Origin of the sequence: Flavobacterium sp. K77 (assembly GCF_021608205.1) — a bacterium.
Taxonomy (GTDB): Bacteria; Bacteroidota; Bacteroidia; order Flavobacteriales; family Flavobacteriaceae; genus Flavobacterium; species Flavobacterium turcicum.
The window spans coordinates 154,995-169,702 of sequence record NZ_JAKIHO010000005.1 but is presented as its reverse complement, the minus strand read 5'-3'; the positions used below and the strand labels follow the sequence as shown (position 1 = coordinate 169,702).

Annotated in this window: 13 protein-coding genes; 1 reads left to right on the top strand and 12 read right to left on the bottom strand. The window is 35.7% G+C overall.

What is annotated here, in order from left to right:
- Positions 1 to 25: 25 nt before the first annotated feature.
- The 5 genes from L1S34_RS10770 to L1S34_RS10750 form a co-directional block, all read right to left on the bottom strand.
- Positions 26 to 934, bottom strand: a complete 909-nt coding sequence (locus L1S34_RS10770; RefSeq protein WP_210791673.1) for a pseudouridine synthase — start codon at positions 932 to 934, stop codon at positions 26 to 28.
- Between the two features lie 360 nt (positions 935 to 1,294).
- Positions 1,295 to 2,251 carry a geranylgeranylglycerol-phosphate geranylgeranyltransferase gene (locus L1S34_RS10765; protein WP_236364028.1) on the bottom strand — a complete coding sequence of 319 codons (957 nt, stop codon included), beginning with the start codon at positions 2,249 to 2,251 and terminating at the stop codon, positions 1,295 to 1,297.
- Between the two features lie 88 nt (positions 2,252 to 2,339).
- Positions 2,340 to 3,278: a mevalonate kinase family protein gene (locus L1S34_RS10760; protein ID WP_236364027.1), complete on the bottom strand. Its 939-nt coding sequence runs from the start codon at positions 3,276 to 3,278 to the stop codon at positions 2,340 to 2,342.
- Between the two features lie 52 nt (positions 3,279 to 3,330).
- Positions 3,331 to 3,525, bottom strand: a complete 195-nt coding sequence (locus L1S34_RS10755) for a hypothetical protein (protein ID WP_236364026.1) — start codon at positions 3,523 to 3,525, stop codon at positions 3,331 to 3,333.
- 43 nt (positions 3,526 to 3,568) lie between these two features.
- Complete coding sequence (locus tag L1S34_RS10750; protein WP_236364025.1) at positions 3,569 to 4,672, bottom strand: diphosphomevalonate/mevalonate 3,5-bisphosphate decarboxylase family protein; 1,104 nt, start codon at positions 4,670 to 4,672, stop codon at positions 3,569 to 3,571.
- A gap of 111 nt (positions 4,673 to 4,783) precedes the next feature.
- Between L1S34_RS10750 and L1S34_RS10745 the strand changes: the two genes are divergently transcribed.
- Positions 4,784 to 5,260, top strand: a complete 477-nt coding sequence (locus L1S34_RS10745) for a TspO/MBR family protein (RefSeq protein ID WP_236364024.1) — start codon at positions 4,784 to 4,786, stop codon at positions 5,258 to 5,260.
- Positions 5,261 to 5,320: 60 nt separating this feature from the next.
- On the opposite strand, the gene L1S34_RS10740 is transcribed toward L1S34_RS10745, so the two are convergent.
- The 7 genes from L1S34_RS10740 to L1S34_RS10710 form a co-directional block, all read right to left on the bottom strand.
- Positions 5,321 to 6,058: a hypothetical protein gene (locus L1S34_RS10740; protein ID WP_236364023.1), complete on the bottom strand. Its 738-nt coding sequence runs from the start codon at positions 6,056 to 6,058 to the stop codon at positions 5,321 to 5,323.
- An 83-nt stretch (positions 6,059 to 6,141) separates the two neighbouring features.
- Positions 6,142 to 7,350 (bottom strand): NAD(P)/FAD-dependent oxidoreductase, encoded by a 1,209-nt coding sequence (locus L1S34_RS10735; protein ID WP_236364022.1) that lies wholly within the window; start codon positions 7,348 to 7,350, stop codon positions 6,142 to 6,144.
- A gap of 34 nt (positions 7,351 to 7,384) precedes the next feature.
- On the bottom strand, positions 7,385 to 7,792 hold the full coding sequence (locus L1S34_RS10730) for a GxxExxY protein (RefSeq protein ID WP_236364021.1): 408 nt from the start codon (positions 7,790 to 7,792) through the stop codon (positions 7,385 to 7,387).
- 104 nt (positions 7,793 to 7,896) lie between these two features.
- On the bottom strand, positions 7,897 to 8,574 hold the full coding sequence (locus tag L1S34_RS10725) for a glycerophosphodiester phosphodiesterase (RefSeq protein ID WP_236364020.1): 678 nt from the start codon (positions 8,572 to 8,574) through the stop codon (positions 7,897 to 7,899).
- 81 nt (positions 8,575 to 8,655) lie between these two features.
- Entirely contained in the window at positions 8,656 to 10,314 is a 1,659-nt protein-coding gene (locus L1S34_RS10720; RefSeq protein ID WP_236364019.1) for an alpha-amylase family glycosyl hydrolase, read from the bottom strand.
- Between the two features lie 54 nt (positions 10,315 to 10,368).
- Positions 10,369 to 12,204 carry a glycoside hydrolase family 13 protein gene (locus L1S34_RS10715; protein ID WP_236364018.1) on the bottom strand — a complete coding sequence of 612 codons (1,836 nt, stop codon included), beginning with the start codon at positions 12,202 to 12,204 and terminating at the stop codon, positions 10,369 to 10,371.
- Positions 12,205 to 12,384: 180 nt separating this feature from the next.
- Positions 12,385 to 14,688 carry a glycoside hydrolase family 65 protein gene (locus tag L1S34_RS10710; RefSeq protein WP_236364017.1) on the bottom strand — a complete coding sequence of 768 codons (2,304 nt, stop codon included), beginning with the start codon at positions 14,686 to 14,688 and terminating at the stop codon, positions 12,385 to 12,387.
- Positions 14,689 to 14,708 lie beyond the last annotated feature (20 nt).

The following is a 14,708-nucleotide window of genomic DNA, read 5'->3' as shown; positions in this document are numbered from 1 at the left end:
TTGTATTATTAAGAGCTTTAAAAAACTAAACGTTTTTCAAGTTGATGATTTCTTGTTCAGTAAGTAATCTCCAGTTTCCTCTTGGTAAATTCTTTTTAGTCAATCCTGCAAAAGCCACACGGTCAATACGCAGTACATCGTAATCAAAATTTTCGAAAATAGAACGAACTACTTTTACATTTGAAGAACGTAATTTCAATCCGATTTCACTTTTCGCTTCGCCTTCAATGTAGCTTACTTCTTCAACAAAAACACGGTGTCCATCTAATGTTAATCCTTTTTGGATTTTTTCTAAATCTTCAAATTTTAAATTTTTATCTAAAGAAACCTGATAGATTTTAGATGATTTTTGACTTGGTAAGGTAAACTTACGAATCATGTCTGTGTCATTCGTAAACAACAACAAACCTGTTGTGTTTTTATCCATTCGTCCTACCGGACCAATTTTGGCGGTAGTTGAACCTTTTACTAATTCTAAAACATTACGAAATTCTTGTCCTTCGTCTAAAGCTGTTGTAAAGTTTTTCGGTTTGTTCAACAATATGTATACTTTTTTCTCTGGAGTCAAAGTAGCTCCGTCAAAATTTACAACATCGCCCGGTTTTACCATGTATCCCATTTCGGTTACCGGAATTCCGTTTACTTTTACCGTCCCAGATTGGATGTAAATATCTGCATCACGTCTAGAACAAGCTCCAGAGTTTGCAATGTATTTGTTCAAACGAATTTCGTCTTTAACTTTCGGTCTTTTAGGCGCTTGATTTGGTTTTTTCTCTACTTTTTCAGCAGCAATATCAGCAACTTTAGTGGTTACTTTTACTTTTTTAGGCCCTTGAGCGCGCTTCTGCATGGCAGGTTTTGGCTTATTTGAATTGGGTCTTGAGCTGTTTGCTCTTCCACCACTTTTCTTATTATTGCCTTCCTTGTTATTCATAATATTCCAATAATTTACTTCTTCAGTCCCATCTTTGCGACCTAGTGCGTGCAAAGATACTATTTATATACTTGACAATCAATAACCGATAATTATAAAAACGCTAAGTGGTTTGTTGCTAGCGTTCTTGCTATCAATGGGTTGTTTTTTTAGAAGCTGTTTCGCTGTGCTTAATTGTCGATATCCCGCAATCGGCTCCAACTTTTACTTTTTGGTAGAAAAAATCCAATAAAAACAAAGTTTGCCGAATTCCGCTGAAATTAGAAACTTAGTGAGGTAATTACGGTTACATTTATTTAGACAATTGAAAGTCTGTTTGCCTATTTAATTAACTTTTAAAATGTTAAAAGAAGAAAGAATTTAAATCGTCATTAATAGCTTTTTCCCATGCCACAAAACGGCAGGATTAATTAAGACAATACAGAATACACCTGCAACAATCAAAAATTTCAATACATTATGCAAGGCCAAATAGTCTTTTTTTACTGTTGATTTCCATAAGTACAATACAAAAAAGATGAGGACAATGCAGCTGCTGTAAAAGTATATCGCCATGTAGCCCACATCGTACACGTCAATTAAAATGTAAACGGGCAGAATAGATAAAAATGTCAAAAAACTAATTACTTTTTTAGCTGCTTTTTCACCGTAAACCACAGGAATAGTAGGGTAGTCATTGGCTAAATCTCCTTGTAGGTTTTCTAAATCTTTGATCATTTCACGGATCAATAACAGCAAAAATAAAAAGGAAGCATGCGCAAAAATAACTCCCAATTGTTGTTTGTAATTTTCGATATCTTCAAAAGGGATTCGTGTGTAAAAATATAGAAGGATAGCAAAAAACGGCATCACCGCTAAAACAGCTGCGGTTAAATTACCAATAACAGTCTGTTTTTTTAGTTTGTGAGAGTACAACCAGATGAAGAAAATATAACCTGAAAAGAATAAAAATACACGCCACGAAACAAAAAGTGCCATCAAGGCTACGATAAAGTTTAGTGTAAAGTAGACTTGTAATTTTGTTTTTTGACTCACCAATCGATCCAGCATTGACTTGGTAGGCCTGTTGATTAAATCCTTTTGACTGTCGTAAAAATTATTGATGATGTAACCCGAAGCAATGGTTAAGGCAGAGGCAAAAACCAGTATAAAAAGATTGAAGTTTAGAATAATATCGAGTGCTCTTTTCTCTGGTGCCAATATAAAAATCGCGGATAGGTATTGCGCAATGATAATAATAGGAATGTTGTATCCTCGCACTACAGAGAACAAACTTGCAATTTTCATTATAAGAAGTTTGTTTGGTCTGCTTAACATTTTGATTTGGTTAAAGAGTATTAGAGTACGCGGTACAAATGAGTGTATTAAGAAACTCCCTGATGGATGGGTCAGGGAGTTTGTATTTTTAAAACTGATAAACTACTTCTAGTTTGTAATCTTTAAGAGAAGCTTTTGCTTTTTCTAAGTCCTCGGTAAAACCAAGAATGTAGCCGCCACCGCCTGATCCGCAAAGCTTTAGGTAATAGTCATTACTGTCAATACCTTGTTGCCAAATGCCGTGAAATTGCTCAGGAATCATTGGTTTAAAGTTATTCAAAACTACTTTTGAAAGTTTCTTCGTGTTCATGAATAGTGATTTCATGTCTCCGCCTAAGAAATTCTCAACGCAAGCATCGGTGTATTTTACAAATTGATTTTTCAACATGGTTCTAAAACCCTTGTCTTTCAGGTTTTCCATAAAGATATTTACCATTGGAGCGGTTTCACCCACAATACCTGAATCTAACAAAAATACAGCACCTTTGCCATCAAAACTTTGAGTAGGAATTCCCGTTGCTTCGATGTTATCTTTCGAATTAATCAAAATTGGAATACTCAAGTAACTGTTTAAAGGGTCTAAACCAGAACTTTTCCCGTGGAAAAAACTCTCCATTTGAGAAAATATATTTTTTAACTGCAATAATTTTTCACGCGTCAGATTTTCTAAAACCGTGATTTTATTGTGCGCATACTTGTCATAAATAGCTGCAACTAAAGCGCCACTACTACCTACGCCGTAACCTTGTGGTATGCTAGAGTCAAAATACATTCCCGTTTTAACATCTTCTTTTAATAGGTCTATGTCAAACGTAACCAAATCCGGTTGCTCTGTTTGCAAAGTTTCAAGATAACTTACAAATCGTTTTAAATGCCCGTTTGATTTGATAGCTTCTTCAGATGGATTTTCATCTCTTTTTAAAGCACCGTTGTAAAAGTTATAAGGAATAGAAAGCCCTTTTGAGTCACGAATGATTCCGTATTCTCCAAAGAGTAATATTTTTGAATAAAATAATGGTCCTTTCATATGTATTTTTAAATTAACAATTTGGGGTTGGTAATTATAACGTATTTATTTTTTATATCTCCAATTGATCACCTCGATTATCTTCTTGGATTTTAATTTCAATTTGTTCTTGTTCTTCGGCTGACAATTCTGTCCAAACAGTTTGTTGTTGTATTTCAAAAACGTTTCTAATTGCTACTAATAAAGAAACATCATTAGTTGCGAGTAACATTTTGATCAATTCTATTTTTTCTGATTGAATATCCATCAACTTCTTTTTTTAAGAATGTTTAAAGATACACAAAAAAAGATTAAACAAGCGCTGCTCCGTTTCCTATTTGATCACAAATGTACTGCCCATTTTGACAATAGCCAACTAATTCGTCTTTAATAAATTGCAAAACTTTTTCGCTAACGTTTTCGGGATACAAAACGTGTACATTGGCACCAGCATCAAGCGTGAAACAAACCGGAATTTTGGTTTCGTTCCTGAATTTCCAAATGGCATTAATGATTTGTAATGTGTTTGGTTTCATCAAGATAAAATACGGCATAGACGTCATCATCATAGCGTGTAATGTCAAGGCTTCACTTTCTACAATTTTGATAAACGCGTCTAAATCGCCACTTTCAAAAATAGAAATCAATGCATCTAGATTTTCATGCGCTTGTGCAAATCGCCTTTCGGCAAAAGGATGGTTGTGCATCAAGTCATGACCAACGGTACTCGAGACTTGTTTTTCACCTTTGTCAACAAGTAAAATGGTGTCTTGAAAATTCTTAAAATTAGTATGAATCGCATGCGGAAATTCCACTCCAAATAAGTCTGAACTTCCTGGAATGTTGGCCTGATTGCCCCAAACCACGACTTGTCCTTTTACACTTCGGCAAGCACTTCCAGAACCCAAACGGGCAAGTAAAGACGCTTTTTGATAAAAATAATCTTCAGACATGGCTGGGTTTAACGCTTTTTCTAAACTCATCAAGTTCATGGCCAAAGCCGCCATTCCTGATGCGGATGACGCAATTCCGGAACTGTGCGGAAACGTATTTTCGGTATCAATTGTAAAATGATAGTCTTTTAAAAACGGCAAATAGATTTCTATTCGCTCCAAAAACTTTTGAATTTTCGGTTTGAAATCTTCTTTGGGCTGCCCTTCAAAAAGCAAATCAAAAGAGAAATTATTATCCGTCACATTGAGCGCAGTCGAAATGTCTTTTTTGGCGAAAGCCAATTTGGTAATCGTTTTGCAATTATTCAACGTAAAACTCACCGATGGATTCGCTGGAATTTGATTTTCTTTTTTTCCCCAGTATTTTACAAGTGCAATATTACTGGGTGCGCTCCATTGAAAATTCCCGCTTTCAACAGTATTGGTATATGATGATGGAATAAAATCGTTTGCTGCAATCATAAAATTAAAAAATTTACGCAAAGATACTTTTTTTACTGTATTTGTTTCTTGGTTTAGTACGCAATTAGTTGCAAAGTTTTGAGTACTTTTGGATGTTAAAATAAAAGTCTCATGAACAAATTTCTCAAAATAATCATAGCGGTCGCAGCTTGTCTTGCTATTGGATATACATCAGGAATGGTTACCCGCTCCGCCATTACAACTTGGTACCCAACCTTGATAAAACCTAGTTTTAATCCGCCCAATTGGATTTTTGCACCGGTTTGGAGTACCTTGTATGCCATGATGGGTGTGGCTGCAGGATTGGTGTGGAACGAAATTAAAAGCAATGAAGAGGTGGTAAAAAAAGCCTTAATTTTCTTTTTGATACAACTAGGACTAAATGCATTGTGGTCGTACTTGTTTTTTGGTTTGCATAACCCAATGCTTGCAGGATTAGAAATAATTGTGCTATGGTTAATGATTTACGAAACCTATGTTCAGTTTTCAAAGATTAACAAGATTGCTGGGTATTTGTTCATTCCGTATTTGGCTTGGGTGAGTTTTGCTGCGGTTTTGAACGGAAGTATTTGGTGGTTGAATAGATAGTTGACGGTTTTCAGTCTCAGTTGTCAGTCTCAGTTAGCAGTCTGTTTAATAACTTAAAGTTTATAAGCTTTTAAAATGTAATATTTTACTACTCATGAATTCTTGTAGTGAAAGTAAATTTTGTTGTGCAGCAATTATTTTCGACTTTGGGTCTTTGTTGCAAAAGTCTAGAAAAGCAGCTATTTCTTCTTGACGAAGCTGTAAAGTGTCGGTATAAAATTCGGTTTCGATTTGTGTTTTTGCTGCCTCTTTGAACGGTAATACAGGGCCTTTTGTATCGATTTCGGTATTCTTCTTTTTGAACAACTTAGCTATCATTCCGCCAATCCTCTTTAGATCCATTCCGTTTTCAATGGTGCCATCGTAAACTCCTGGGTTTTTTAGTTTGCTAGCATTTTTCTCTAATGTGTACTGATCTCGTTTTGCTTGTTCCCATTTGGCATCTTTACTTAATTTGATTGAAGGAGTGTTTTGTACCACTACTTCTTTTAGCTCTTCCACTTTAGCGACCAAAGTCATGCTGATGAAACCTTGTTTTAAAATTGCAGCTGTAACTTTCAATTCTTTTATTTCATGATTTTTGGCTACAAAAACCAATTGATCTTTGGCTTCAACTGTAATGGTAAATTTACCTTCAGTATCTGTTAAGGCGACATTTTTAGTTGTCGCATTGATAACCTCGACCTTGTTTGCTACAGTTTTATCAAAAACTACCTTCCCTTGAATGTGCTCTGTAACTTGTGAAAATCCAGTTTGATAAAGCACAAATAGAAGTAAAGCGAGTAATTTTGTTTTCATAAAGTTTTGATAATAGACTAGTAAAGGTATCAGAATCATCTTAAATAAAACTTACTGAAGTTTTAAACTCTTGTTAATTAAAATCAAATAGAGTTAGCTACAATAAACCCACTTGTCCAAGCATTTTGAAAATTGAAACCGCCTGTAATAGCATCAATATTCACAATTTCACCAGCAAAATAGAGGTTTTGATGCAACTTACTTTCCATAGTTTTGAAGTTGATTTCTTTTAAATCAATTCCGCCAGCTGTTACAAATTCTTCTTTAAAAGTACTTTTTCCATTAACTTGAAAAGTTCCTTTCGTCAATTGATTGGCTAGATTTTGCAATTGTGTTTTCGATAAATCAGCCCATTTTGTCTCTTCTTCAATTCCTGAAGCAAGTACCAAACTTTCCCATAACCTGTTGGTCAGTTCAAAAGGTGATTTTTTTGAAACTGATTTTTTTGCGTGTTCTTGTTTTAAGTCTTTTAGCTTTTTTTCGACATCCGTTGTGTCTTCATCATTCAACCAATTTACGAAAATGGTAAATTGATAATTTTTGTCATGCAAGATTCGAGCTCCCCAGGCGGAGAGTTTCAAAATTGCCGGACCACTCATTCCCCAATGTGTAATTAATAAAGGACCTGTGGATGAAAGTTTAGTGTCTTTTACGGTTACGGTAACTTGTGCTGCAACGCCAGGTAATTCTTTTATTCTGGAATCTTTAATGTTGAATGTGAATAGGGAAGGAACTGGGCTGACAACTGCGTGACCAAAATTTTGTAGCATTTCCCAAACTTTTGGATTGCTACCTGTAGCCAAAATTAACTTTTCGACAAGATAATTCTCGGTTTGTGTTTCTATCTTCCAAACGTGTTCTTTTTTGTAAATAGATTGTACACTTTGTCCTGTAAGTACTGCGATTCCGAGTTTTTGCGTTGCTTTCAAGAAACAATCAATAATGGTTTGTGAGGAATTCGAAACGGGAAACATCCGTCCGTCAGCTTCGATTTTTAATTCAACACCATGTTTCTCGAACCATTCAATCGTATCACCAGAGCAAAATTGATGAAAAGGACCGCGCAATTCTTTTTCGCCACGAGGGTAAAATTTTACCAATTCATTTGGTTCAAAACATGCGTGCGTTACGTTACAACGTCCACCACCGGAAATACGTACTTTTTGCAATACTTCTGCACCGCGTTCTAAAATTGCGACCTTCAGTTTTGGATTTTTTTCTACAATATTAATGGCTGTAAAAAATCCTGCTGCACCACCACCTACAATTATTATATCGAAATCTTGATTCATTTTTTAACCATTAAGAGAGTTAAGATTTTTAAGTTTACTCATCAGCTAACCTTGAAAAATATTCGTTAATTAGGGGTTTGCATGATTTTGTGATGTTGGTGGTATTGAAATTGATTAGCAATCCTTGTGGAATACTTAATAGTTTCATGTAGGTCAATAGTTTAGCTTCATCAATTGGGTGGAATTTTTCAACGGTTTTCAACTCTACAATGATAGAATCATTTACAAGTAAATCCAATCTTAGTGGATGCGCGAGTTCTAAATCATAGTAATCTATTTCAATATTTAACTGTTGTTTTACATTATACCCATTTTTTTCTAACTCATATTTCAAGCATTCTTCATAAATTTTTTCTAATAGTCCTGGCCCTAGTTTTTTGTGAACTTTTATGGCATAACCAATAATTTCATAGGATAATTGCGTTATCTCTTTTTTTGTCATAAACATAATTATTTACCTTGTTGCTTAATCGACTTAACTCCCTTAATGGTTTAAAAATAAAATCTTATTCGGAAAAATGGTAGTAATAATTTCAAAATTTTGATTCATATTCTATCAGGGAAATCGGTTATGATTCCGTTTACGTTGTATGTTTTTATTTTTTGAATGTCTTCTAATTCATTGATGGTCCACGGGAAAACTTGAAAACCGTGTGACTGAATTAGTGCTGTACTTTCTTGAGTTATCAAATGAAAATACGGGTGTATGGATTTTGCCTGAATCATTTCGGCGAAAGCCAAAGCCAAGTCTAAATCGGTTTCTGTTAAAACCCCGATGCCAATTTTATCATTTAACAAAGAAACTTCTTGCAACGCATTCCAATCAAAACTAGAAACTAAAAAATGATCGTAATTCCAGCCTTTTTTATTCACGTATTTTTCAATTAGCGCCACTACTTTATCAGTTGTATCATGACTTTTGAGTTCTATATTGATGAAACACTTTTGGTTTACCAAATCAAAAACCTCCTCTAGCGTGGGTATTTCGTATTTTCCATTTATTTGAAAAGCTTTCAATTCTCGCAAAGATAAAGTGTTTATAAAACCTTTTCCATCAGTTGTTCGGTCAATAGTTTCATCGTGAATTACGATTATTTCGCCATCAGCACTCAAATACACATCGAGTTCAATGCCGTCCACGTGCAGGTCTAATGCTTTTTGAAACGAAACCAAAGTATTCTCTGGTTCATATCCTTTTGCGCCGCGATGTCCAATTTTGAGCATTGTTTTCGGTTTTGAGGCAAAGGTAAACATAAAAAAAACGCCTTCATTTCTAAAGGCGTTCTGGTACTATTATTTTTAGACTTATTTTTTTAATTCTAATAAAACAATGTCAAATTCAGTATCAATTGTCACTTTTCCATTAGCCACTACCAATTCTTTTCCTGAATACGCATCTTTCACTTTGGTTCCGTCAGCAAAAATAGTTCCCATTGAAAGTTCTTTAGATCCACTTTTTAAATCCAAGCCAACAACTACTTTATCTGTATAATCTCCTTTTGAGAAAGTTCTAGAAAAAGTATAAGGTTGAGCTGAAATTTGTTTGTGAATTCCTGCTCCAACTGATGGATGATTTTTTCTGAATTGACCTAATTTTTGCCAATGCAACAGTGTTTTTTGAGTTTCAGGATTCGATTTTATGGCATCCCAATTCATAAACGATCGTAAGGTAGCATCACCTTGTGTTCCTTCAATTGCTAACGAGCGAGCGCTTTCGTCACCATAATACACTTGCGATATACCTGGCGAAAGCAATAATTTGGTTCCGGTTTCCCTATTTTTAGTACGTTTGGCATCAAATGGTGCACCATCGTCGTGTGATGACATATAATTCAAAACACTAAAGCCTTTCAAGTCAATGTTCAGTTTAGTCGAATATTTAGAGAAAATGAATTCATAATCTTTTTGAGCATCCCATTTGAATTCGAAATTGATCATGTTGTTGAAACCATTTTTAAAATAGTTTACTTTTTTATCGCCAAAATCAAAATCTTGACCGCCGCTGATTCCATAATTATAGACTTCGGCAATGGTGTAAAAGGAGTTGTTATCCAATACTTTTGTTGGATTATTTTTCTTCCAAGTTTCAAATGCGTAATCACATTGTGCTTTGAAATCGGCCCAAACGGTTTCATCAGTATGTTTTACGGTGTCGCCACGGTATCCGTCAATTCCGTATTCCGTAATATAATCTGTCAGCCATTTGATTATATAATATTTTGGTGCTCTTGGATAACCGGTGCGGGCAAAAAACGCATCGAGTTCTTTCATTTCTTGTTCATAACGACCTTCTCTTTTCCATTTTTTGATTAAAGAAGGAGGTAAAGCCACAGCTTGATTACTTTCTGTTTTAACATCAGGTAAGTTGGCTACTAGCGTGCAGGCGGTTGTGTTTTCAAATGATTTGTAATCGCAAGTTGGACCAGTTCGAACCCAATCTTGCGGCCAAACTGTATCAATAGGAGTAACTGGTCCGGTGTGATTGATAACCCCGTCAAGAATAATTCGGATTCCGTGTGCATGAGCCTTTTGAACTAATGCCGCTAAATCTTCTTTGGTTCCAAAGTTTGGGTCTAAAGCCGTCCAATCTTTGGCCCAATAGCCGTGAAAGCCATAACTCAAACCGGTGCCTTCGTCAACGCCATCGTGAATTTGTTCCACCACTGGAGTAAACCAAATAGCATTAATGCCGAGTTTGTCAAAATAGCCTTCGTCAATTTTTTGAGAGATCCCTTTGATGTCGCCACCTTCAAATCCGCGCAGTTTTCCCGTGGTTTTATTTCTGTCAAAGTTTAAGTCGTTCGATTTATCGCCATTATTAAAACGATCTGTCATCAAAAAGTACACATTAGCTCCTTCCCAAACAAAAGGAGTTTGGTTGTTTTGAACTATAGATTTAGCACTGTTGCAACTACTCAACAGGTTCAGGCCTAAAAGCAGCAATGGGATAGAATATTTTTTCATAGTTTGAATGAGAATTGATTTTGTAAAACGATGTAACTGCAAATATTTTAGATTTTAGTTCAGCTCCAGAATTAAAACTGATTTTGGTTCAAGTGTTACCTCTTTGGAGATGTCAAAAGTTTGTTCTGAAATAACTTCTTTTCCAGATGTAAAGTTTTTAATGTTTTCCTTGAAACGATCGGTTGCGACTGTTTTTTTATCATTGCTGTTGTTCATGATCACCATCACCGTATCCTCTGCATTATATCTGAAGTAAACATATACGTTATTTTCTGGAATGTAATGCGTCATTTTTCCGGTATGAATGGCTGTTTTTGATTTCCTCCAATTGAATAATTTAGAAGTAAAATCGAAATATTGCTTTTGTTCAGCAGTTCGTCCTGCATCTGTAAAAGCATTGTTGGTATCGCCTTCCCATCCGCCGGGAAAATCTTGACGAATAGCCGCATCGCCTTTATCTTTATTACCTGCCATTCCAATTTCGCTACCGTAGTAAATTTGCGGAATGCCACGTACAGTTGCCAAAATACTCATGGCCATTTTGTATTTGCGAAGGTCGTTTTTGTAAGTTTCGTTGATGCGATTGGTATCGTGATTCTCGGCAAAAATTAAAATATTGTTTGGGTTTGGATACATGAAATCATTTGCGAAATTGTCATAAAATTTCATCATGCCCTTGTCCCATCCTGCATCGTCTTCGTTGAATGCTTTGGTTGTGGCTTCGTAAAGTGTAAAATCCATCACACTTGGCAAGTTTGAGTTGTAGTTTTGAATTGCTGCAATTTTACTGTCTTTTTGCCAAAAGGCCATTTGAGCTTGACTTTGCATCCAAACTTCTCCAACAATATTAAAATTTGGGTATTCGTTGGTGATTGCTTTCGTCCAAGTGGCAATTCCTGTTGGGTCAGAATAGTTGTAAGTGTCTACGCGAAATCCATCTAAATCTGCGAATTCAATCCACCAAATTGCATTTTGAATCAAGTAATTTAAAGTAAGCGGATTTTTTAAATTTAAATCGGGCATCGATGGAACAAACCATCCATCAATAGCTACTTTTTTATCAATTTCAGAAGCATTGATGTCATGAATAACGGTGCGTTTGTGATTGGTTTGAGTGTATTTTTCAAATTGGTTGATCCAATCTTTGGTCGGTAAATCTTTGATCATCCAATGTTCAATTCCCCAATGGTTGGTGACGTAATCCATCACCAATTTCATTTTGCGTTTGTGCAGTTCCGCTGCTAGACGAGCATAATCTTGATTTGTGCCATAACGCGGATCAATTTTATATACATCAGATTGCCCGTAAGTATGGTACGAGTATTTAGCATCGTTGTCTTCGCAAAGTGGCGTACTCCATACAGTTGTAGCGCCTGTTGCAGCAATGTAATCTAGGTTTTTAATAATTCCTTCGATATCGCCGCCGTGACGACCGCCGGGTAATTCTCTGTTGTACTTTTCTTTGGTATCTGCAGTACTGTCATTGTTTTTATTGCCATTAGCAAAACGGTCTGGCATCAATAAATACATCACATCCGAAGAGTCGAAACCTTTGCGCTCTGCTGATTGTGCTTTTCTGTTTTTTAAGCTGTAGGGTTGTTGCAGTGTTTTTTTGCCTTTTTGTTTGAATGTAAAAACAAAATCAGTGGCAGCTAATTGTTTGGTGTCGATGGTGACAAATAAGTAGTTTGGATTTTCAGTTTTTTTAATATTCGAAATCGTAATATTGTTCGAGGCTGAAACTTGATATTGGCTGATTTCTTCTCCGTAAAATAAAATTTGTACCGCACTGTGTTGCATACCGGCATACCAAAATGGCGGTTCAACTTTTTCAATTTGTGCATTTGCGATACTTGTCATAAATAGAAGGAATACGATTAATTTTTTCATTAAGCTTTTATTTTGAAAATGTACTTGAAACCTAGTTATTCAATGAAACGAGTAGTTAGTAAGCGTTAGTTTTGAAATTTATTCACTTTTCAAAACTGTTTTAAGTAAACAATCCCAATAAAAATTGGGATTGTAAGTATAGCATTTTGACTTTTGCTGCTGTGAAATAGAATTATTCTACTACGCAGTGGCCAAGTTTGAATTTTGTACAGTAACAGGATTACCATTTACCATAATCTCCAAAGTTTTGTCGCCATCAACTGAGAAAGTGGTTTGATCGTGGTTGATGTTTACCGTTAAAATTTGATTTCTGAAATTTATTTTAAAAGAGTAAGCCGTCCATTCTTTTGGAATTTTTGGAGAAAAATGAAGCACATTTTCTTTCACGCGCATTCCTCCAAAACCTTCCACAATGCTCATCCAAGTTCCGGCCATTGAGGTGATATGACAACCTTCCTCAACTTCTTTGTTGTAATCATCAAGATCCAAACGAGATGTTCTTAAATAGAAAGTGTAGGCCATGTCCATTTTATCCAAAACTGCTGCTTGAATAGAGTGTACGCATGGAGAAAGTGAACTTTCATGAACAGTAAACGATTCGTAAAATTCGAAATTGTTCTTTAATTGCTCAGTTGTAAAATGGTCTTCGAAGAAATAAAAACATTGTAAAACATCGGCTTGTTTGATGTAAGGCGAACGCAAGATACGATCCCAAGACCATTTTTGATTGATCGGTCTTTGACTTTTATCTAAATCAGCTACGCGAACCAATTCTTTATCTAAGAAACCATCTTGCTGCAAGTAAACATTGTACTCTTCTGAAAATGGGAAGTACATATTGTCAGCCACTTTTTTCCAAGCTTGTAATTCGGTATCAGTAATATTCACTTTTTCAGTGACACGTTTGTGGTCTGCAGGATATTCAAGTGATACTTTTTGAATTTGTTCGTAGGTATAATCCAAACACCATTTAGCTATGTAGTTGGTGTAGAAATTATTGTTTACGTTGTTCTCATATTCATTAGGACCGGTAACGCCAAGAATTACGTATTGGTTTAATTTGGTAGAGAAATTAGCTCTTTGGTGCCAGAAACGTGCAATTCCGATCAAGACTTCCAATCCTTTTTCAGGAATGTAACTGTAATCGCCTGTGTAGCGGTAAAAATTATAAATAGCAAAAGCGATGGCTCCATTTCTATGAATTTCTTCAAAGGTAATTTCCCATTCGTTGTGGCATTCTTCACCGTTCATAGTTACCATCGGGTACAAAGCAGCACCGTTTGTAAATCCTAGTTTAGCGGCGTTTTCAATGGCTTTATCCAGCTGATTGTAGCGGTACGTTAATAAGTTGCGCGCTACTTCTTGATCTTTAGTCGCCATGTAAAACGGAATGCAATACGCCTCAGTATCCCAATAGGTTGATCCGCCGTATTTTTCGCCAGTGAAACCTTTTGGTCCAATATTCAAACGAGAATCTTTACCTAAATACGTTTGGTTTAGCTGAAAAATATTGAAACGAATTCCTTGTTGTGCCTTTACATCGCCATCAATTGTAATATCTGACATTTCCCAAATTTTTGCCCAAGCAGTAATTTGGTCTTGTAATAACTGCTCGTAGCCCAATGCTAAGGCAGCTTGAATAGCTTTTTCGGCAGCAGTAATAGTGTTTTCATGGTTTAAAGAAACCGTGTAACCACCAATTTTTTGAATAGATGATTTTTGACCTTGACCAACAATTACATCGTAGCTGAACTGAATTTTTTCGGCAGTAGCATCAATGTGCGAAGGTGAAATAGCTGTTTTTTCACCATTGGTTAAAATGGTGTTGTGCATGAAGGTGGTAGCCTTAAAGTGCGTTTTAAAGGTTTGAGCCGTTACAAAGGCATCATTAGCACTTTTTTTCACATCTAAAACTTCCCAGAATTTCTCTTCCCAGTTGGCGTCTTCATTAGTTACGCCAGCATCTACATAAGGTTTGTAAATGATTTTAGCATCTTTATTTAAGGGAGTAATTTGGTAATTAATAACTCCAATTTCGTCTAATGTTAACGATAAAAAACGACGAACTTCAACTGCAATTTGAGTTCCATTTTTTAATGTAGCTTCAAAAGAGCGGTGGTACCAACCTTCTTTCATGTTTAATTCACGACGAAAGTTGCTTACAGATGTACAGGTGTTCAAGTCCAGTTTTTCGTCATTGATTTCAATATCAATACCAATCCAGTTGGGAGCGTTTAGTACTTTTGCAAAATATTCAGGGTAGCCGTTTTTCCACCAACCCACTTTTGTTTTATCAGGATAATAAACTCCGGCAATATAGCTTCCTTGAAAACTGTGGCCTGAATACTGCTCTTCAAAGTTAGCTCTTTGTCCCATCGCGCCATTACCGATACTGAATAAGCTTTCGGATGACTTTACGCGCTCTACATCAAATCCTTCTTCAATGATAGACCAATTGTCTGCTTTTATATAATCTTGATTCATTATAATTTCTGTTTAAAGTT